Raw genomic sequence first — 19,261 nt, forward strand, 5'->3', positions numbered from 1 at the left:
GCGGCCTCCTCAGTCGCGCAGGCGTGCCTGCGACTGAATGAAGTTCAGGAGGTTGGTCGGGGGGTGTCGGGGGCGGACGACCAGACGGCTTGAAGATCTTCCAAGTTTGGGTGCCCTGGGGTGCGGGCGTGCGGCGGCAGGCGGGAAGGCGGGTTCGGCCCCGGCGGGTTCAGCGGGGCAGGCCGAGCATGCGCGCGATGATGTTCTTCTGGATCTGCGCCGAGCCGCCGTAGACGCTGACCGGGCGGGAGGTGAAGTAGGAGCCGAGCCATTCGCCGGCGGCGCCGGTCATGCAGTCGGCGCCGAGGATGTCCATGGCCAGGTGCTGCAGCGACTGCTCGGCGTCGGCCCACAGCAGCTTGGCCACCGAGCCCTCCGGGCCGGGCTCGCGCCCGGAGACGCGCAGCGAGAGCTGCTCCATGCAGTTCAGGCGCAGCACCTCGCCGCGCACGTACGCCGCGGCCAGCTTCTTGCGCGTCTCGGGCCGCTCCAGCAGGCCGCGCTCGGCCGCCAGGCGCTCCACCCGCCGCAGCGTGTGGCGGTAGCTCGCGATGAAGCCGATGTCGGCCGGCCCGCGCTCGTAGGCGACCGTGGTCATCGCGATCCGCCAGCCCTCGCCGGGAGCGCCGAGTCGCTGCGCGACCGGGATGCGCACGTCGTCCCAGAAGACCTCGCAGGTCTCGGCCTCTCCGCTGGCCAGGACGATGGGCCGCACGGTCACGCCGGGCTCGCGCATCGAGACCAGGAAGGCGGAGATGCCCTTGTGCTTGGGGACGTCGGGGTCGGTGCGGGCGAGCAGCAGGCACCAGTCGGCGTACTGGCCGCCGCTGGTCCACATCTTCTGCCCGTTCACCACATAGTGGTCACCGTCGAGGCGGGCGAGGGTGCGCAGCGAGGCGAGGTCGGAGCCGGCCTCGGGCTCGCTGAACCCCTGGCACCACTGCGCCTCGCCCGACAGCAGCGGAGGCAGGAAGCGCTTCTTCTGCTCTTCCGAGCCGTAGGTGAAGACGGCCCGGCCGATGTAGCCGACGGACGGGAGCCGAGGGGCGTTCAGGTTGCCCGCCTCCTCGTTCAGGATCGCCTCGTACATCGGGCTCAGGCTGCGGCCGCCGTACTCCTTCGGCCAGCTCATGCCGATGTATCCGGCCTCGTAGAGGGTGCGGTGCCAGGCGCGCTGCATGCGCGCGGCCTCGTCGCGGTCCTCGATCTTGTCCCAGCCGGCCGGGATGTTCTCGGCCAGCCAGGCCCGCAGGGACGCGCGGAACTCGGCCTCCTCGGGGGTGTCGCGGTAGTCCATCTCACTCTCCCGTCAGCCGGACGTCGGCGATGCGCAGCAACTGGGCGTCCTCGTCGCCGAGGACCTGGCGGTCGGTCAGCGCGCGACGGGTGTGCACGTGCGCGATGTGCTCGTAGGTCTGGCCGATGCCGCCGAAGATCTGCATGACCGTCTCGGTGACCTCGCGCGCCACGGCGCCGCACTGCGCCTTCGCGGTGCGCGCGGCGGTCAGCGCCTCGCCGGGCTCCAGAACGTCCACCGCCCAGGCGGCGTAGCCGGTGGCGCTCGCGGCGGCCTCGGCGCTCACGTACGCCTCGGCGCACATGTGCTGCACGGCCTGGAACGATCCGATCGGCACGCCGTACTGGATCCGTTCCTTGGCGTACTCCACCGCCTTGGTCACGGCGGAGCGCATCACGCCCACCGTGTCGGCGCACAGCGCGGCCAGGGCGAGCGCTTCCCAGCGGGCCAGTTCGGCTTCGGTGAGCGGGCGGCCCGCGCGGGTCAGCCCGGACGGGTCGATCGGGGCGTCGTAGCGGGCCAGGGAGCGGGTGAGGTCGGCGCCGGCGACCGGGGTGAACGCGCCGTCCAGCGGGACCCGCACCACCTGGGCGCCCCCGGGCGCCTCGACCAGGGCCAGCGCCTCCGCGGCGCCGTCGCAGTCCCAGGCGTACCCCTGCTCGTCACCGGGCAGCCTGGCCGGCGCGGACAGGTCGCGGTTCAGCAGGATCCCGGCCCGTTTCCCGCCTGCGGCCAGCTCCTCGGCTTCCGGGCCGGCCCCGGCCAGGGCGAGCAGCTCGGTGGCGAGCACGGCCGAGCCGAGGTAGGGCACCGGCACCAGCCCGGCGCCCAGCGCCTCCGCCACGACCGCGACCTCGACCCCGGAGGCGGAGGGGCGGCCCTCCTCGTCGCGGACCCGCAGCCCGAGCAGGCCCGCCTGGGCCAGCGACTCCCACGCCGCCGCCCGGTCGCGGGTCTTCAGGTCTCCGGGATTGGCCACTTCGGCGGCGCGGGCGATCTGGCCGGCCACCTCTTTGAGCATCTGCTGCTCTGCGTCGAGCAGGGCAAGCACAACCGCACCTCCTGTGCGTCTGTCGAAATCCCCTCACCAGATGCGACTGAATGAGGTTCAAAGTCTGTCTAACACGGGGCCGAGAAGGGCGTCAACGGAAACGATGGCGTTACCTGTCCGTAACCAGGACCGGCGCGCACCGATCGCCGGGGACGCCTTGTTCATCAGGGAATCAAGGGCGACAGGGCGGGAGGACCTGGAGTCCGGAGACTAGCCCGCACGGCGTCCGAAATGGGGTTTCGTCCCGGAGAATGGGATTCAGGCGAACCGGCGGGCAGGGCCGCCGGCCCGCCGGAGCGCCGGCGTCATGCCATCGGAGCCGTGGCTATGGGGTGCTCGCATGGCGCGTGCTCCTCTAGACTGAACCCCGTTCAGAACAGGACGTCCCGCCGAGCCGCCACCGCCCGGCGGCGGCCCTCGATCGGAGAAGCAGATGGCGAAGGCCAAGGCGACATCGGGCAGGCAGGGAGCGCCGCCCCAGCCCGGGGAGGACGTCGAGTCGCTGATCGACCTGGACGATCCGCGGCTGCAGACGGAGGCGGCGCAGAAGCTCATGGCCGCCGCCCGGGAGTTGTTCGTCAAGCAGGGCTTCTCGGCGACGAGCGTCAGCGACATCACCGAGCGCGCCGGGATGAGCGTGGGGTCGCTGTACTACCACTACGGCAGCAAGACCAACCTCTACCAGGCCATCTACATGCTGTACCAGCGCACGCAGGAGCGGCGGGCCAGGGAGACCGTGGCGGCGGTGCGGGCGGCCGGGGTGACCAACGGGCTGCGCCTGTTCCTGGCCGGCACCCGCGCCTACCTGCTGGGCGCCTGGGAGCACCGCGACGTGGTCCGCCTGGCCGCCGACGGCGACACCCCGCCCGGCTTCGGGCTGTACATGCGCCGGATCAACCAGGAGTGGATGCGCAAGAACACCACGCTGCTGCGCGAGAGCACGAACCTGCTGGGCCAGGACGACGCGCTGAGCGTGCGCGCCGTGGTGGCGATCGTCACCGACGCCATGGGCGGCATCTGCCGCGAGGTGGCCAACTGCGCGACCCGCGAGGAGGCCGAGGAACTGGTGGCCCGCGCCATCGACGTCTTCGCCCGCCTCGCCGACGTGCCCCCGGGCCGGCCCTGAGCACGACCGGTCACACCACCACCGGGACCGGCCGGCCGTCAGGACGCATCGCGGGCGCCGGTGCACAGGACGGCTCCGCCGGCGAGGCGGCCCATCTCCCGCCACGGCCGCCCCTGAGGGACGGGGTCGCCGGCCAGTGCCCGTCCGGCTTGGGCGTGCATGCGCCGACGCCCCTCGGGGTCCTTCGCCGAGTCGCACGCGGAGATCCACCATCGGTGCGCGAAGGCGTTCGGCGCTCCAAGATCCAGGCTCACCCCGACCTCGTCGAGCACGGCCTTCAGGCCGGCGTCGGAAGCATCACGATCCTCCGGAACGACCAGCGCCGCAGGTTCTTCTCGGGCAGAGGTGCACCGGCGGAGATGGGAATCGTGCGGTTGTGCGGTCATGCCCGGCTCCCTTCCCTGTCCCCTGAGCCCACAGAGGGACGGTGGCGTTCCGCCTGCGCATCGGCGTAACGTCGGATGGCGGGCGTCGCGGCCGGCCCCCCGGCGGCCGCATCGCCGTGGGCCGGCGCGGTCAGCGACGGCGGATCGGCGCCGGCGCTTCCCAGCGGCTCATGGCCGGGGGGCGGGTCGCAGGTGCGCGCGCAGGACGCGGCGCAGGAGCTTGCCCATCTCGTTGCGGGGCAGCGAATCGCGGACGTCGATCAGGGCGGGGACACGGCTGGAGCGCAGCCGGGCGGCCACCCACTCCCGCAGGTCCTCGGCGGAGACCCGGGCGCCTGGGCGCGGCACCACGGCGGCGGCCACGACCTCGCCCCACTGCTCGTCGGGCACGCCGAACACCGCGGCCTCGGCGACGTCCGGGTGGGCGATCAGCGCGTTCTCGATCTCGCCCGGGGACAGGTTCTCTCCCCCGCGCACGATCACGTCGTCGAGCCGGCCCTCGACGTAGACGTAGCCGTCCTCGTCGATCCAGCCGCCGTCGCGGGTGCGGAACCAGCCGCCCTCCTCCAGGTGGGAGGCGTGGGCGTACTCGCCGGACACCTGCGGGCCGCGCACCCACAGCTCGCCGGCGCTCCCCTGGGGCACGGGCCTGCCGCCGGAGTCGCGCACCTCGATCTCCACGGCGGGCAGCGGACGGCCGACCGACTCCAGGCGGCGCCGTACGCGGGGGTCGGCGGAGGCGACGGCGTCGCGGTGGTCCTGCGGGGTGAGCACGGCGATGGAGGAGGTGGTCTCGGTCAGGCCGTAGCCGTTGACGAAGTCCACGCCGGGCAGCAGCTCCAGCGCCCGCTCGATGACGGGGCGGGGCATCCGGCCGCCGCCGTACGACAGGTGGCGCAGCGCGGGCAGCCCGCCGCCGTCGGCGCGCAGCACCTCGACGATGCGGGCCAGCATGGTGGGCACCACCATGGCGTGGGTGACGTGCTGCTCGCGGGCGAGCCGCACCCACTCGGCGGCCTCGAAGTTCGGGAGCTGCACGATGCGCCGCCCGCTGTAGATCCCGGTGAGCAGCCCGGCGACCCCGGCGATGTGGTACGGCGGGACGCTCACCAGCGCCGCCTCGTCGGGGGCGGCGCTGAGCAGCTCGGTGCTCTCCAGGACGTAGCTGGTGAGGTGGCGGTGGCGCAGCACGGCCACCTTGGGCGTGCCGGTGGTGCCGCTGGTGTGCAGCAGGACGGCGGGCGCCTCGGGGTCCTGCGGCGCCGCCGTCTCGGTGGGAGGCATGGTCGCCGCGGTACGGAGCAGGTCGTCCGGGCCGGTGCCGGTCACGCCGGGCACCTCGGCGGCCAGGTCGAGGACCGCCCGCCCGGCGACCAGCAGGGCCGGGGCCTGCGCGGCGATGAGGCGGCGCAGCGGATCGCCGGCCAGGCGGTAGCTGAGCGGGGCGAAGGGGCGCCCGGTCCAGGCCGCCGCGAACAGTGCGGCGGGGAAGGCGGGCGAGGCCGTCGTGGCGTACAGGACCGTGCCCTCGCCGCCGTCGAGGCGCCGGGCGGTGCGTGCGGCCAGGTCGAGCAGGCCGGCGTACGTCAGGCCGGTGTCGCGGTCGCCGAGCGCGACCCGGTCGCCGTCCGCGGCGGCCACGATCTCCAGCAGCGTGAGGATGTTCATCGCGGCACCGTTCAGTCGGAGGCCGGCAAGGGCTTGGCGGCCTTGACGGCCAGCTCCCGGGAGCCCGCGGCCAGCGGCCCCGCTCCCCCGCGGGTGCACAGCAGTTCCAGCGTCCCCTCCTCGTCGCAGTACCGCTTGCCGATGAGCAGCGGGGGCGCGTCCGCCGGAGCGGCGGCGCCGGCGGCCTGGGCCTGCTCGAAGGGGATCATCGGGGCGCCCGCGCAGGTCAGGTGGACCTCGCCCTTCGGCGCGCGTATCACGATGACCTCGGCCTCGGAGGACGCGCTCCTGAGCCGCTGACCGGGGTTGAGCTGCATCGGGTGTTTCCTCGTCTCGTGCTATCCGTAGATTCCGGGTGCGGGCTGCCGTTCCTCGGCGAAGAGCGGCGCGGGGGTGGGCACGGTCCCCTCGGCGGGCAGGCGGACCGTGGCCGTGCCGCCGGCGGTGACCACGTCCTCCTGGTTGACGTTGACGAGGTCGATCTCCGCGAGCAGGTCGCCGCCGTCACGGTAGGTGCGCTTCACCGTGCCCTGAACGGTGTTCATGTCGCCGACCAGGTTGGGCCGGCGCAGCCGGGTGTCGATGCGCAGCAGGTCGCCGTGGTCGCCCATCCAGTCGGTGACGGCCTGGATCATCCAGCAGATGCGCTGCGGGCCGTAGTCGAACGTGGTGGCCTGGGCGCGGTTGCGGCGGGCGTACTCCGGGTCGGCGCGCCCGCCCGCGCCCATGTCGATGGTGCCCTCGTCCACCGCGCGCGAGCGCCGCGTGTTCAGCGCCGCGTGGGCGAACAGGTACAGCTCGGTGACGGTGTAGGTGCCCTTGGGCAGGTCGGGCAGCTTATCCCCCGCCGACACGCTCTCCCAGTAGCGTGGCTCGGCCCCGCGCCGGGTGCGCTCCCATACCAGGGGGTCGGGGGCCACGCCGCCGGCCGGGCGGGCGGACGCCGTGGCGGCCTCGACTCCCTCGCCGGGGTTGGCGAAGCGCAGCATCTCGTTGGTCAGCCTGGCGACGAGCTCGCCGCGGGAGTTCCAGTACTCGGTGACGCCCGTGCACACGCACGCCTCGCCGATCTGCCGGGTGCTGGTGCGGCGGATGCCGGCCGGCGTCTCCACGCTGCGGATGCGGTCGCCGACGTAGATCGGCCGGTACCACTCCAGGGACGCGCCCAGGTACAGCATGGTGAGATCCTTGGTGGACACGTCGGACTGCGGGATGTGCCCCCAGATGGAGGCGTTGGCGCCGAAGTCGACGGAGAAGACGAACGCCGGTGAGGCGATCAGCTCCAGGTAGCGGCCGGAGACGTGGCGGGGGTCGCGGTAGAGCGGGTTGTAGTCGCCGGCGCCGTCGCCGAAGCGCCGGATCCACTCCTCGGTGACCGTGCGCCACGGCCGGGGGTGCAGCGGACGGCCGAGCCCTTCGCGGTAGGCGGCCTCGAACTCGTCCAGCGTGGTGATCTTGCCTGACATGACGTCCTTTCCTCAGGGTGGTGGCGCCTCAGGGTGGTGGCGGAGCCTCGCCCGCCGCCTCGCGGCGCCAGGGCAGGCCGTCCAGCCGCAGCCGGTACGGCGCACCGCCTTCGGCCGTGACCAGCAGGAACCGGCCGCGTTCGTCCCGGCTCAACGCGCTAGTGAAGATCGCCGGCGGGCGGGCACGGGCGGCGTTCAGGATGCCGGCGGCGGAGCGGTGCCCGCTCAGCTCGCCCAGCGTGGTCCATGTCGGGGGCAGCAGGACCATGTCCCCCGCCGCGTGCCGGGCCAGCGCGGCGGCCGGGGTCAGCCAGGCGTGCTCCACACTCTCCCGTCCGTCCACGCGGGCCGCCTGGCCGGGCGGTGCTTCGGCCAGGAAGAACCAGGTGCGGAAGCGGCGGGGCGCCTGTGCCGGCGGGGTCCAGCAGGACCAGGGCACGAGGGTGTCCTCCTCCAGCTCGATCCCCGACTCCTCCCGCGTCTCGCGCACCGCCGCCCGGCGCGCCGCCTCCGGCCGGACCCGGTCGGCCGGGTCCACCTGCCCGCCCGGGAACACCCAGGCCCCCGGGAAGGCGCGCTGGGCGGCGGAACGGCGCAGCAGCAGGACCTCCACGCCGGATCGGCCGTCGCGGAGCAGCACGCAGGTGGCCGCCTCGGCGAGCTCAGCCATCGGCCGCCCGGGGCAGGCCGGCGACGCGCGGGGTGTCGGCGCCGACCGGGCCGACCTCGCGGGCGCCGCCGGGCGAGCCGAGCGGGGCCGCCCGGCCGGGCAGCACCTCGGTGAAGAACGCCGCGTTGTCGGCGACCGCCCAGCTCAGCTCCTCGGGCACGTCCTCGTCGAAGTAGATGGCCTGCACGGGGCACTCGGCCTCGCAGGCGGCGCAGTCGATGCACTCCTCGGGGTTGATGTACAGCTTCCGGGCGCCCTCGTAGATGCAGTCCACGGGACAGACCCGCACGCAGGAGCGGTCCATGACATCGACGCACTCGGGTCCGATCAGAAAGGTCATCCCGGCACGCCCCCCAGCCGGCGCAGCTCCGCCCAGTCGGTGATCTTGGTACGCTCCCGGCCCGCCCGCCGGCCCAGCTCGATCTCGGCGGCGTCGATGCGGCGCCAGCCGTCCAGCGTGACCGGGCTGATGCCGCGCTCGCGCAGCAGCGCGTCGATCGGCGGGCCCCCGGAGCCGTTCCGGTCGCCGATCAGGTCCTCCACCATCAGGGCGACCGTTTCGGCGGCGTCCATGCGGTTGGTGCCGATGACGCCGCTCGGGCCCCGTTTGAGCCAGCCGGCGACGTACTCCCGGGGGCATGGCTCGCCCGCCTCGTCCACGACCCGGCCGCCCGCGTTGCGGATCACGCCGCGCTCGTGGTCGAAGGGGACCCCCGGCAGCGGCAGGCCGCGGTAGCCGACCGAGCGCAGCACCAGCCCGGCGGGCAGCACCTCGCGCTCGCCGGTTCCGGTGAGCGCGCCGGAGGCGTCCAGCCGGGTGCGCTCCACGATCAGTTCCCGCACCGACGGCGTGCCCCGCACCTCGACCGGCCGCCGCCAGAACCGGAAGGTGATCGTACGCTCCGTGCCCGCGGCCGGCTCCCCGGTCCAGGACCGGAACAGCGCGAGGTTGTTCTCGGCGGTGCGGTCCAGCGGCCCGCCGCCCGGCTCGGCCTCGCCGGGCGGCACCCGGATCGCCACGCCGTCCAGTTCGTCCAGCTCGCGCAGCTCCTTGGTGGTGAACCTGGTGTGCTCCGGGCCGCGCCGGACCAGGACCGTGATGTCGGTGACCTTGCTCACCGCCAGGGCGTCCAGGACGGGCTGGGGCATGTCGGTGCGCTCCAGGGCGCGGGCGGGCTTGGCCAGCACCCGCGCCACGTCCAGCGCGACGTTCCCGGCGCCGACCACGACCGCGTGCCGGGCGTCCAGCGCGAAGGGCGGGCCGGCGTCGGGGTGGCCGCTGTACCAGGACACGAACGCGGTGGCCGGATGGCAGCCGGGCGACGACTCGCCGGGAATGCCCAGGCCCCGGTCGGCGGGGGCGCCGGCGGCGTACACGACCGCGTCATAGTGCCGCAGCAGGTCCTCGCGGTCCAGCTCCGCGCCGAAGCCGACGCCGCCGAGGAAGCGGACCCGAGGATGCTCGACGATCTTCTGCAGCGACCTCGTGACCGCCTTGATCTTCGGGTGGTCGGGCGCCACCCCGTACCGGACCAGGCCGAACGGGACGGGGAGGCGCTCCAGCAGGTCCACGGTGACCGGGAGCCGGTCCTGGCGGACCAGCTCGTCGGCGGTGAACAGCCCGGCCGGGCCGGCACCGACGACGGCCACACGCCGCGGCCCTGGTGGGTGGTGCACGTGCTCGTCCATGCTCATCGGTATCGCGGGCGGGCCGGCCTCACCAGGTGACCGGCAGGCTGCTCATGCCGGCGGTGAGGAAGTCGGTGGCGTAGCTCTCCTCGCCCGCGAGCGCCAGGCCGGGGAAGCGCCGGAACACCGAGCCGATGATGACCTGCATCTCCATCCGGGCCAGCGAGGCGCCCAGGCAGTGGTGCAGGCCGTGGCTGAGCGTCAGATGCGGGTTGGGGGACCGCGTGACGTCGAACCGCTCGGGGTCGGCGAAGGCGTTCTCGTCGTGGTTGGCCGTGCTGATGTCGGCCATGACGCACTCGCCGGCGCGGACGAGCTGCCCGTCGATCTCGACGTCCTCGGTGGCGACGAACGGCACGAGGCCGGCGCTGCCCTCCACGTCGTTGCCGAGCGCGAAGCCTCCGTGCCGCAGCACCTCGTCCGCCAGCGTGGGCGCCACCCCGTCGATGTCGGCCAGGAAGACCCGGAGCTGGTCGGGGTTGCGCAGCAGCGCCAGCACGCCCTGGGTGGCGAAGTTGGCGGTGTTGTCGAACCCGGCCACCAAAAGCAGCATCGCGATGGGCAGGATCTCCTCGTCGGTGAGCGAGTCGTCCTTCTCCCGGGCGGTGGCCAGGGCGCTGAGCAGGTCGTCGGCCGGTTCGGCGCGGCGTGCGGCGATCAGCTCGACGAGGTAGGTGTACAGCGCGGCGCCGTGCTCGGCGAGCTCCTGCTCCGACAGGCCGTTGGTGGCCAGCATGACCTGGCTCCAGGCGGTGAACTTGTCCCGGTCGGCGGCCGGGACACCGAGCAGCTCGCTGAGCACCAGGATCGGCACCTGCAGCGTGTAGTCGCGCACCAGGTCGGCCGGCGGGCCCTTGCGCTCCATCGCGTCGAGCAGGTCCTCGGCGAACCGCCGGGTCTTCTCGCGCAGCAGCTCGACGCGGCGCATGGTGAACGCCTTGGCGACCAGCCGCCGCAGCCGGGTGTGCTCCGGCGGGTCGGCGAACTGCATGGTCGTCTTGAGGAAGTCCGGGAACTGGACGGGGTAGGGCACCTCCATGGCGCCGGTGGCGAAGGGCTTGCGCACGAACCTGCGGTCCTCCAGCATCTGCTTGACCGCGGCGTGCCGGTGGATGGCCCACACCTTGCCGCCGAAGGCGTACTGGACCTGCGTCATCGGCCGGTCCTCACGAATGCGGCGCATCTGCTCATGCGCCTTCTCCGGCGACGTCGGCGGGAAGGGGAACTGGGCGGTCGTGTCGGTCACGACGTCCTCCCTGGTCGTGGGTGGGGGTCAGCGGGTGGGGTCGATCTCGGCGCCTGCGGCGTCGCGGATGGTGATGGCCGACATCGGGCACAGCTCGAACGCCTCGGTCACCTCCTCAGCGGGCGCGACCTGCGCGCTGATCGGCGATGATCTGCCGTCGGTGAGGGTGAAGTGCTCCGGCGCGACGGCGACGCACATGCCGTTGCCGACGCAGCGCCGCCGGTCGACCTCCAGGCTCCACTTCTCGGCGGTCACGGGCGGGCCTCCCCGGCGGTGACGGGCACGGCCGCCCGCCAGATCGAGCCCTGGCCCTCGCAGCGCGACTTGCCGGCGTCGAAGACCTCGAACCCGCAGCACAGATACAGCGAGCGCCGGTCGGGACCGCCGAGCACGCACGCCACCGAGTTGCCGGCCTCCTCGGCGGGCACGGTCACCTTGGCGACGACGTCGCCGCCGTCGAGGATGCGGATCGCGCCCGCGCCGGTCGGCTGGGCCACCCAGGCCGCGCCCTCCGCGTCCAGGCACATGCCGTCGGGCAGTTCGGTCACCTCGGCGAACACGCGCCGCCCGGTGACGACGCGGTCCGGGGAGAGATCGAAGGCGGTGATGCGGTTGGCGAACGCCTCGGCGGTGACCAGAGTGGCGCCGTCGGCCGACAGGGCGATGCCGTTGGCGCCCATGACCGCGCCCGCCTCGATCAGGTCGCGGGACGAGCCGTCGGGCTCGACCACGATGATGTAGGACTCCTTGGGGCTCTCCCCCTGGAACAGCTCGAAGCCGAGCTGGGTGACGTAGGCCCGGCCGTGGGCGTCCACCACCATGTCGTTGATCGGGCCGGTGGCGACCTGGCGCAGGTCGGCGTACAGGCCGACCTCGGCGCCGTCGTAGACGAGCACCACGCGCTCGTGCATGGAGTTGACCAGGAGCCTGCCGTCGGGCAGGAACCCGGTGCCGATCAGCACGACGTCCTGCCCGTCCAGGCCCTCGCGGCCGGACAGGTCCAGGAAGACCTCGGCGGTGCCGTCCTCGGCGACCCTCATCACGCGGCGGTTGTACATGTCGGAGAAGTAGAAGGAGCCGTCGTGCCAGCGGGGGCACTCGGTCCAGCTGTAGCCGGTGGTGATGCGCTCCGCGGGATACGTCTGCATGGCTGGTCTCCTGTCGTTGGGGGGTGGGGTCAGCGCCCGGCGATGAGCGCGCCGAGGTGCTCCAGTTGCGCGGCCGGCCCGCCGAGCGCGAACTCGTTCCACTTGCCGGCGAGGAAGTGGCGGTGGACGGGATAGTCGAGGTCGGCGCCGATGCCGCCGTGCAGGTGCAGGGCGGCGTCGAGCACGCGCGCGCCGGCGTCGGCGGCCCACCACTTGGCGATGGCCACCTCCTCGGCCGCGGGCAGCCCCTGCTCTAGCCGCCAGATGGCCTGCCAGGCGGTCAGGCGGATGCCCTCGGTGTCGATGTAGGCGTCGGCGATGCGCTGGGCGACGGCCTGGAAGGTGCCGATCGGGCGGCCGAACTGCTCGCGCTGGGAGACGTAGCCGGCCGTCATGCGCAGGGCCGCGTCGCACGCGCCGAGCTGCCGGGCGCACACGCCGGCCGTGGCGCGCGGCAGCAGCCAGTCCAGCAGCTCCCCGCCCTCGCCCGGGGCTCGCAGCACGTCATCGGCGGCCACGGCCGCGTCCCGCAGGGTCAGCAGGTACGCCGGCTGCCCGCTGATCGTGTCCTGGCGCTCGGCGCTCACCCCCGCCGTGTTCGGGTCGAGGAGGAAGATCCCGGTGCGCCCGCTCGCGTCCGCGGCGGGCACCAGGACGCGTTCGGCGCGGTCGGCGAGCGGGACGAGTGTCTTGACGCCGGTCAGCGTCCAGGATCCGTCCGCGGCGGGGCTCGCGGTGGTGGCCGGGGCGTGCGCGGGGTGGCCGCCGGGCTCGGCGAGCGCGGCCGACAGCAGTGTGCGGCCCGCGGCCAGGCCGGGCAGCAGCCGGGCCTGCTGTTCCGCGGTGCCGAACCGGGCGACCGGCAGCCCGCCGAGCAGGATCGCCTCGTACAGGGGGATGTGCGCGGCCGACGCCGCGACGGCCTCGATGGCCACGCACAGCTCCATGAAGCCGGTCCCGCCGCCGCCGGCGTCCTCCGGCAACGGCAGGCCGATCAGGCCGGCCTCGGCCAGCTCGGCCCAGAGCTTCTCGTCGAACCAGTCGCCGCCGGCGGCGTCCAGCTCGTTGAGCCGCTCGGGCGTGGCGCGGTCGGCCAGGATCTCGCGGGCCAGCTCGCGGACGGCGAGCTGCTGTTCGTCGAAGGTGAAGTCCACAGGGATGCTCCGAAAGGATGGGGGCGGGCGCGTACGGCGCGGTTCAGCGCGGGGAGCGCGGGAGGCCGAGGCCGAGCTGGGCGATGAGGTCGCGCTGGATCTCGTTGGCCCCGCCGATGAAGGTCATCACGTGCGCGGAGGCGGCCCGCTTGCCCAGGCCGCCGTCCAGGACCGCTTCGGGGGCGCCGGGGGCGAGATAGCCGTGCTGCCCGGTGACCTCCGACAGCAGGCGGTTGGCCCGTACGGTGAGCTCGCTGCCGTACACCTTGGCCGCCGAGGCGTCGGCCGGCTGCAGCTCGCCCCGGTCCACGGCGGCGGCCAGCTTGTGGTTGAGCAGCTTGAGGAACTCGATCTCGGCGCGCACCCGGGCCAGGTTGGCGCGCACCCACGGCTGGTCGATGTGCCTGCCGCCGCCGGGGGTGCGCCGCGCCGAGGCCCATGCCACGACCCGCTCCAGTGCCTTCTCCAGGCCGGCGGCCGAGACCAGGGCGACGCGCTCGGTGTTGAGCTGGCCGGTCACCAGCTTCCAGCCGCCGTTCTCCGGGCCGATGCGGTTGGCGACCGGCACGCGTACGTCGTCGAAGCTCACCGCCGCGACGGAGTGCCGGCCCATCGTGCGCAGCCGGGTGGAGGAGATGCCGGGCGCGTGCCGGGGGACGAGCAGGACCGAGATGCCCTTGTGCTTGGGGGCCTCGGGGTCGGTGCGCACGGCGAGCCAGATGTAGTCGGCGGCCTCCATCATGCCGGTCCACAGTTTCTGGCCGTTGACGACGTACTCGTCGCCCTCGCGGACCGCTCGGGTGCGCAGCGAGGCCAGGTCGGTCCCGGACTCGGGCTCGGAGTAGCCGATGGCGAAGTGCACCCGGCCTTCGAGGATGCCGGCGAGCAGGGTGCGCTTGTGCTCCTCGGTGCCGTACGCGGCGATGGCCGGGCCGACGCTGTTGATGGTCAGCAGCGGGGTGGGCACGTCGGCGTAGGCGGCCTCGTCGTTGAAGATGGCCTGCTCCACCATGGTGCGGCCCTGCCCGCCGATCTCCTTGGGCCAGCCGATGCCCAGCCAGCCGTCCTCGCCGAGCCGGCGCACGATCGCGCGGTAGGTCTCGGTGGCCTCCGGGACGGAGTAGCCGTCGCGCAGGGCGTGCCGGACCTCCGGGGTCATGATCTCGCTGAAGTACTCGCGGAGCTCGTCCCGGAGGGCGAGTTGCTCGGGGGTGTAGGACAGACGCACGAATGGTTCCTTCACGTCGATGGTGCCGGGCCGGACGGCCGGCCGGGATGCGACGGCTCGGTAACCCGCACCGTACGAGCGGGTTCTCGGGCGCGTCAATGCTTCAACAAACATTTGTTGCACGATCTTGCGGTGGCTCCGCGCCCGGCTCCGGCTGCGGAAACGGCGGCGCGGCGGTGTATCGTCCGAGCACGATGAGCACGACGAACACCGGGCCGGGCGCGCAGAGCCGCCACGTCACGGCGATCTTGGACGCCGCGACGCGGCGCTTCGCCCAGACCGGCTATCACGGCACCTCCATGCGCGACATCGGCGCCGAGATGGGCATGCACGCGGGCAGCCTGTACGTGCACATCCGCAGCAAGGAGGACCTGCTCGACGCGATCGTCTGGGACATCGCGCAGTCCACCGAGCGGCGGATGGAGGCGGTGCTGGCGGCGGGCGACACGCCGGTGGACAAGCTGCGCACGATCGCCGAGGAGCACCTGCGCTGGGTGGCCGCGAACCCCGACGCCGCCACGGTCTACTTCCACGAGTGGCGTCACCTGAAGGGAGAGCGCCTGGAGCGGGTCAAGGCCGCCCGCGCCCGGTGGACCCGCGGGCTGCGGGACATCATCCAGGCGGGCATCGACGAGGGCGCCTTCAAGCCGATGGACGTGCGCCTGGCCGGGCTCGCGTTCGTCGGCATGCTCAACTCGACCTACCGCTGGCTGCGGCCGGACGGCGACCTGGACACCGCCGAGATCGCGGGCACGTTCATGGACTTCCTGCTCCACGGCTGGGCGGCCGGCTGAGAAAGGCGTCTGGCGTCGCACGGCGGTCAGGCGACAACGCCCTGCGCGCGCAGCGCGTCGATGTCGGAGTCGGTGAACCCGGCGGCGGCCAGCACCTCGCCGGTGTGCTCCCCGGGGCGGGGCGGCGGCTCGGGCATGCCGGCGGGGGTGCGCGCGAAGCGCGGGGCCGGCGCGGGCTGCGGGATGCCGTCCACCCGCGTGAACGCCTGCCGCGCGACCGCGTGGGGGTGCTCCACGGCCTCCACGGGGGTCAGCACCGGCGCGAAGCAGGCGTCCACCTCCTCGAACGCCGCGCACCACTCCTTGAGGGTCCGGGTGCGGAACACCGCCGCCAGCCGCCGCTTCATCTCCGGCCACCTCGCCGCGTCCATCTGCGGCGGCAGGTCGCCGGCGTCCAGGCCGAGGGTGGCGATCAGGGCCTGGTAGAACTTCGGCTCGATCGCCGCCACCGCGACGTGCCTGCCGTCGGCGGTCTCGTAGACGCCGTAGAAGTGGGCGCCGGAGTCGAGGATGTTGGTGCCGCGCCGCTCGCTCCACCGGCCCGCGGCGGCCATGGCGTAGAACGGGGCCATGAGCGCGGCCACGCCATCGACCATGGCCGCGTCGATGACCTGGCCCTGTCCCGACCGCCCGGCCTCCAGCAGCGCGCACACCACGCCGAAGGCCAGCAGCATGCCGCCGCCGCCGAAGTCGGCCACCAGGTTCAGCGGCGGCACGGGTGGGCCGCCGGCCTGGCCGATGGAGTACAGCGCGCCGGTGAGCGCGAGATAGTTCAGGTCGTGCCCGGCCCGCCGCGCCTCCGGCCCGTGCTGCCCCCAGCCGGTCATCCGGCCGTAGACGAGGGCGGGGTTGCGGGCCAGGCACTCGGCGGGCCCGATGCCCAGGCGCTCGGCGACGCCCGGCCGGAAGCCCTCGATCAGCGCGTCGGCGCCGGCCACCAGCCGCAGCACGACGTCCGCGCCCAGCGGGTTCTTCAGGTCGACCTGCACGGATCGACGTCCCCGGGAGAGGGTGTCGGTGCGGTGGCGGTCCGGCCAGCCGGCCCGGCCGCCCGGCATCCGCTCCACTCGGATGACCTCGGCTCCCATGTCGGCGAGCATCATCCCGGCGAACGGGACGGGCCCCTGTCCGGCCACCTCCACCACGCGCCTTCCCCTGAGAGGTCCGGCCATGCCCACCTCCTCGCATTACTGTCGTCCGGAAATATTGTCGTTCCGACACATTAACACGCGAACGGACCCGCCAGGACACCGCCGAGTCCCGGCTTCAGGGCGTGGCTTCAGGGGGTGGCTTCAGGGAGTGAAGGTGTCGCGCAGGGAACGGGCGAAGCGGCCGAGCAGCACGCTGAACTGCTTCAACTCCGCCTCCGGCCAGTCGCGCAGCATCTCGTTGAGCATCGCGATCGAGGTGGCGTCGATGTCGCGCACGGCCTGACGCCCGGCCGAGGTCATCGCCACGGCGACCGCCCGCAGGTCGCCGGCCTCGGTGTGCCTCTCGATCATGCCCGCGGCCTGCAGCCGGGCCAGCACTTTGCTGATGTTGGAGGCGCTGGTGCCCGTCTCCTGGGCGAGCGCGGACGGCCGGGCCGTCCCACCGCCGCGCTGCAGCGTGAGCAGCACGGTCGCCGCCGCGGCGTCCAGTTCGACGCCCGCGCGCGCCAGGATCAGGTCCATCATGCCGACCGCCGTCCAGCGGCCGATGATGAAGCCGAACGAGCTGAGAATCAGCGGGGCCCCCACATCGCCATCCAACGTGCCCGGCTCGCCGGACTCCTCGCCCACGCCTCCTCCTTCGCCGCCCTGCGGGCGGCACGATCGCGTCCGCGTCGCGCCCGCTCGTTCCCGCGTCCGGCTCTTCCCTGTCCGGGCGACGCGCATTACGCTGTCGTTCCGACATTGTTTCCGGGCGACAGTATAGCTGGCGCCCTGCCGCGCGCCCGGGGCGCGCATGTCCCGAGCATACTCAGCCGGCGATCAAGCCGATCGGACGCGCCGGCGTCGCCGTGTCCCGTACCACCGAAGTGTCCCGTACCACCGAAAAGGAGCCGCAATGGCCGATCCACCCGCCGAACCCCTGCTCGCGGATCTGCGCGTCGTGGAGGTCTCCCGCGGCATCGCGGGGGCGTACGCGGGCAGGACGCTGGCCGACTGCGGCGCCGAGGTGATCCTGGTGGAGCCCTCGGGCGGGCATCCTCTGCGCCGCGACCCGCGCACCGGTTCCGGTGACCGGCCACTGTTCGCCTTCCTGAGCGCGGGCAAGAAGACGGTCACCGGCGACGTCGGCGCACTCGCCGTGGGCGCGGACATCCTCATCCGCGAATGGGACGACGCGCCCACCCCCTCCCCCGCGCCGGACGTGCCGGTGACCGTGGACATCTCCCCCTGGGGCGGCGGCGGCCCGTGGTCGGGACAGGGCAGGCCGTGGACCGACTTCACCCTCCAGGCCGAGTGCGGCTCGCTCCGGCTGCGCGGGGTGCCCGACTCCTACCCGCTGATGGCGGGCGGCCACCCGGCCGAGTGGGTGGCCGGGGCGCTGGCCGCCGCGGGCGCGCTGGCCGCCGTCCGCGGAGGTGCGCGCGCCCGCCTCGACATCTCCCTCCTGGAGGTGAACGCCTACGTCACGAACCTGTTCGTGGACGCCATGTCCGCGCTGAGCGGGGCGAGCCGCGAGCCGGTGGTGATGCGCCGGCGGCTGACCCCCTCCGTGGAGCCGACCGCGGACGGCTGGGTCGGGTTCAACCTCGCCTCGGCGCAGCAGCTCCAGGACTTCCTGATCCTCATCGAGCGTCCCGACCTCCTTGAGGACGAGGAACTGCTCACGCACACCGGCCGCTACGCCCGGGAGAAGGAGTGGACCGAGGTGGTGCGCTCCTGGACCCGCCGGCACACCACGGCGGAGATCCTGGAGCGAGCGGGCCTGTTGCGCATCCCGGCCTCGCCGGTGCACAACGGCATGAGCATCCTGGACGACCCGCACACCGTCGCCCGCGGCTTCTACGTCCCCGACGCCACCGGCGCCTTCCGGCATCCGGTGGTCCCGTTCCTGTTCGACGGACGCAGGCCCGAGGCGTCCCGCGAGCGCACGCCCGAGAACCGCCCCCGCCCGCGGACCCGGCCCGCGGCGGGCCTGCCCCTGGCCGGCCTGCGCGTCCTGGACCTGGGCACCTGGTGGGCCGGCTCGTTCACCGCCACGCTGCTCGCCTCCCTGGGCGCCGACGTCATCAAGATCGAGTCACCCCGGCGCATCGACGGCGCCCGGGTGCTGGGCGGTGACCCGTCGGCCGACCTGTGGTGGGAGCGCGGCTACTTCTTCCTCGGCATCAACCACAACAAGCGCGCGATCACCCTGGACCTGACCGATCCGGCGGGCCTGGACGTGCTGAAGAGGATGATCGCGGACGCGGACGTGCTGCTGGAGAACTTCGCCCCGCGCGTCATGGAGAACCTGGGCCTGGACTGGGACGGCGTGCGAGCGCTCAACCCGTCGATCGTCATGCTGCGCATGCCCGCGTTCGGGCTGACCGGCCCGCTGCGCGACCGGGTCGGCTACGCGCAGACCGTCGAGCAGTACTCGGGCCTGTGCTGGACGACCGGCTACCCGGGCGGGCCCCCGGTCAACCCGAGCGGCCCCGCCGACCCGATGGGCGGCGCGAACGCCGCGGTGGCCCTGCTCGCCGCGCTGCACCGCCGGGCCGCCACCGGGCGCGGCATGCTCGTGGAGGCCCCGCTCGCCGAGGCGGCCCTGACCATGGCCGCCGAGCAGGTCATCGTGGCCACCGCGACGGGCACGGCCCCGGGCCGCGAGGGCAACCACGCGCCGGGCGTCGCGCCGCAGGGCGTCTACCGGTGCGAGGGCGCCGAGAGCTGGCTGGCCGTCTCGATCGAGACCGACGAGCAGTGGGCCGCGCTGCGCGAGGTCGTGGGCCTCCCCCGCTGGCGCGAGGACCGCGGGCTGGACGCGTACGCCGGGCGCAAGGCCCAGGAGGACCTTCTGGACCGCGAGCTGGAGACGTGGGCGGCCACCCGCCGCGCCGAGGACGCGGCGGCGGAGCTGCTGCGCGCCGGCGTCCCGGCCGCGGTCGCGGCCGATCCCCGCTTCATCCACGACCACCCCCAGATGAGCGGCCGGGGGATGTTCGAGGAGATCGACCACCCGGTCGCCGGGAAGATCCTGTTGCCGGTGATCCCCTTCCGCTACGACGGCGTCGAGCGCTGGTCGCGCCTGGCCCCGCCCACCCTCGGCCGGGACAACCGCGAGGTGCTGAGCGAGGTCGCCGGCCTCTCCCCCGCCGAGATCGACGACCTGGTGGCCCGCGGCGTCTGCGCCACCCGCCCCTGA

Annotated in this window: 19 protein-coding genes; 3 read left to right on the forward strand and 16 right to left on the reverse strand. The window is 73.6% G+C overall.

Annotation, left to right across the window (positions count from 1 at the left end; translation table 11 throughout):
- Positions 1-169: 169 nt before the first annotated feature.
- Both HNP84_RS46780 and HNP84_RS46785 read right to left on the reverse strand, forming a co-directional pair.
- Complete coding sequence (locus tag HNP84_RS46780; RefSeq protein ID WP_185056600.1) at positions 170-1,297, reverse strand: acyl-CoA dehydrogenase family protein; 1,128 nt, start codon at positions 1,295-1,297, stop codon at positions 170-172.
- A 1-nt stretch (position 1,298) separates the two neighbouring features.
- On the reverse strand, positions 1,299-2,348 hold the full coding sequence (locus HNP84_RS46785; RefSeq protein WP_185056601.1) for an acyl-CoA dehydrogenase family protein: 1,050 nt from the start codon (positions 2,346-2,348) through the stop codon (positions 1,299-1,301).
- 433 nt (positions 2,349-2,781) lie between these two features.
- Here HNP84_RS46785 and HNP84_RS46790 point away from each other — a divergent pair, with 433 nt between their 5' ends.
- The gene (locus HNP84_RS46790; protein ID WP_185056602.1) at positions 2,782-3,474 is read left to right on the forward strand and encodes a TetR/AcrR family transcriptional regulator; all 693 of its coding nucleotides are present in this window, start codon (positions 2,782-2,784) and stop codon (positions 3,472-3,474) included.
- A gap of 38 nt (positions 3,475-3,512) precedes the next feature.
- Here HNP84_RS46790 and HNP84_RS46795 read toward each other — a convergent pair whose 3' ends face one another.
- From HNP84_RS46795 to HNP84_RS46850, 12 genes are all read right to left on the reverse strand, one after another.
- A complete protein-coding gene (locus HNP84_RS46795; protein WP_185056603.1) occupies positions 3,513-3,860 on the reverse strand; it encodes a DUF6247 family protein in 348 nt (115 codons plus the stop codon).
- 168 nt (positions 3,861-4,028) lie between these two features.
- Positions 4,029-5,528 (reverse strand): class I adenylate-forming enzyme family protein, encoded by a 1,500-nt coding sequence (locus HNP84_RS46800; protein ID WP_185056604.1) that lies wholly within the window; start codon positions 5,526-5,528, stop codon positions 4,029-4,031.
- An 11-nt stretch (positions 5,529-5,539) separates the two neighbouring features.
- Positions 5,540-5,845, reverse strand: a complete 306-nt coding sequence (locus HNP84_RS46805; RefSeq protein ID WP_185056605.1) for a hypothetical protein — start codon at positions 5,843-5,845, stop codon at positions 5,540-5,542.
- Between the two features lie 21 nt (positions 5,846-5,866).
- Positions 5,867-6,994 (reverse strand): FAS1-like dehydratase domain-containing protein, encoded by a 1,128-nt coding sequence (locus tag HNP84_RS46810; RefSeq protein ID WP_185056606.1) that lies wholly within the window; start codon positions 6,992-6,994, stop codon positions 5,867-5,869.
- Positions 6,995-7,022: 28 nt separating this feature from the next.
- Positions 7,023-7,664: an NUDIX hydrolase gene (locus HNP84_RS46815; protein ID WP_185056607.1), complete on the reverse strand. Its 642-nt coding sequence runs from the start codon at positions 7,662-7,664 to the stop codon at positions 7,023-7,025.
- Positions 7,657-8,004: a ferredoxin gene (fdxA, locus tag HNP84_RS46820; RefSeq protein ID WP_185056608.1), complete on the reverse strand. Its 348-nt coding sequence runs from the start codon at positions 8,002-8,004 to the stop codon at positions 7,657-7,659. The genes HNP84_RS46815 and fdxA overlap by 8 nt, the downstream gene beginning before the upstream one ends.
- Positions 8,001-9,353, reverse strand: coding sequence for an FAD-dependent oxidoreductase (locus tag HNP84_RS46825; RefSeq protein ID WP_221337639.1), 1,353 nt, complete (start codon positions 9,351-9,353; stop codon positions 8,001-8,003). The genes fdxA and HNP84_RS46825 overlap by 4 nt, the downstream gene beginning before the upstream one ends.
- A gap of 28 nt (positions 9,354-9,381) precedes the next feature.
- Positions 9,382-10,599 (reverse strand): cytochrome P450, encoded by a 1,218-nt coding sequence (locus tag HNP84_RS56565; protein ID WP_221337640.1) that lies wholly within the window; start codon positions 10,597-10,599, stop codon positions 9,382-9,384.
- Positions 10,600-10,626: 27 nt separating this feature from the next.
- Positions 10,627-10,854 (reverse strand): ferredoxin, encoded by a 228-nt coding sequence (locus HNP84_RS46835; protein WP_185056610.1) that lies wholly within the window; start codon positions 10,852-10,854, stop codon positions 10,627-10,629.
- Positions 10,851-11,747, reverse strand: coding sequence for an SMP-30/gluconolactonase/LRE family protein (locus HNP84_RS46840; protein ID WP_185056611.1), 897 nt, complete (start codon positions 11,745-11,747; stop codon positions 10,851-10,853). The genes HNP84_RS46835 and HNP84_RS46840 overlap by 4 nt, the downstream gene beginning before the upstream one ends.
- A gap of 29 nt (positions 11,748-11,776) precedes the next feature.
- A complete protein-coding gene (locus tag HNP84_RS46845) occupies positions 11,777-12,901 on the reverse strand; it encodes an acyl-CoA dehydrogenase family protein (RefSeq protein WP_185056612.1) in 1,125 nt (374 codons plus the stop codon).
- Between the two features lie 43 nt (positions 12,902-12,944).
- Complete coding sequence (locus HNP84_RS46850) at positions 12,945-14,129, reverse strand: acyl-CoA dehydrogenase family protein (protein ID WP_185056613.1); 1,185 nt, start codon at positions 14,127-14,129, stop codon at positions 12,945-12,947.
- Positions 14,130-14,323: 194 nt separating this feature from the next.
- Between HNP84_RS46850 and HNP84_RS46855 the strand changes: the two genes are divergently transcribed.
- The gene (locus HNP84_RS46855) at positions 14,324-14,923 is read left to right on the forward strand and encodes a TetR/AcrR family transcriptional regulator (protein ID WP_185056614.1); all 600 of its coding nucleotides are present in this window, start codon (positions 14,324-14,326) and stop codon (positions 14,921-14,923) included.
- 26 nt (positions 14,924-14,949) lie between these two features.
- Here HNP84_RS46855 and HNP84_RS46860 read toward each other — a convergent pair whose 3' ends face one another.
- Both HNP84_RS46860 and HNP84_RS46865 read right to left on the reverse strand, forming a co-directional pair.
- Positions 14,950-16,095 carry a CaiB/BaiF CoA transferase family protein gene (locus HNP84_RS46860; RefSeq protein WP_185056615.1) on the reverse strand — a complete coding sequence of 382 codons (1,146 nt, stop codon included), beginning with the start codon at positions 16,093-16,095 and terminating at the stop codon, positions 14,950-14,952.
- 120 nt (positions 16,096-16,215) lie between these two features.
- Positions 16,216-16,704, reverse strand: a complete 489-nt coding sequence (locus tag HNP84_RS46865) for a MarR family winged helix-turn-helix transcriptional regulator (protein ID WP_185056616.1) — start codon at positions 16,702-16,704, stop codon at positions 16,216-16,218.
- A gap of 268 nt (positions 16,705-16,972) precedes the next feature.
- Between HNP84_RS46865 and HNP84_RS46870 the strand changes: the two genes are divergently transcribed.
- On the forward strand, positions 16,973-19,261 hold the full coding sequence (locus HNP84_RS46870) for a CaiB/BaiF CoA-transferase family protein (protein ID WP_185056617.1): 2,289 nt from the start codon (positions 16,973-16,975) through the stop codon (positions 19,259-19,261).

It is taken from the genome of Thermocatellispora tengchongensis (assembly GCF_014202315.1).
In the GTDB taxonomy this organism is placed as follows: domain Bacteria; phylum Actinomycetota; class Actinomycetes; order Streptosporangiales; family Streptosporangiaceae; genus Thermocatellispora; species Thermocatellispora tengchongensis.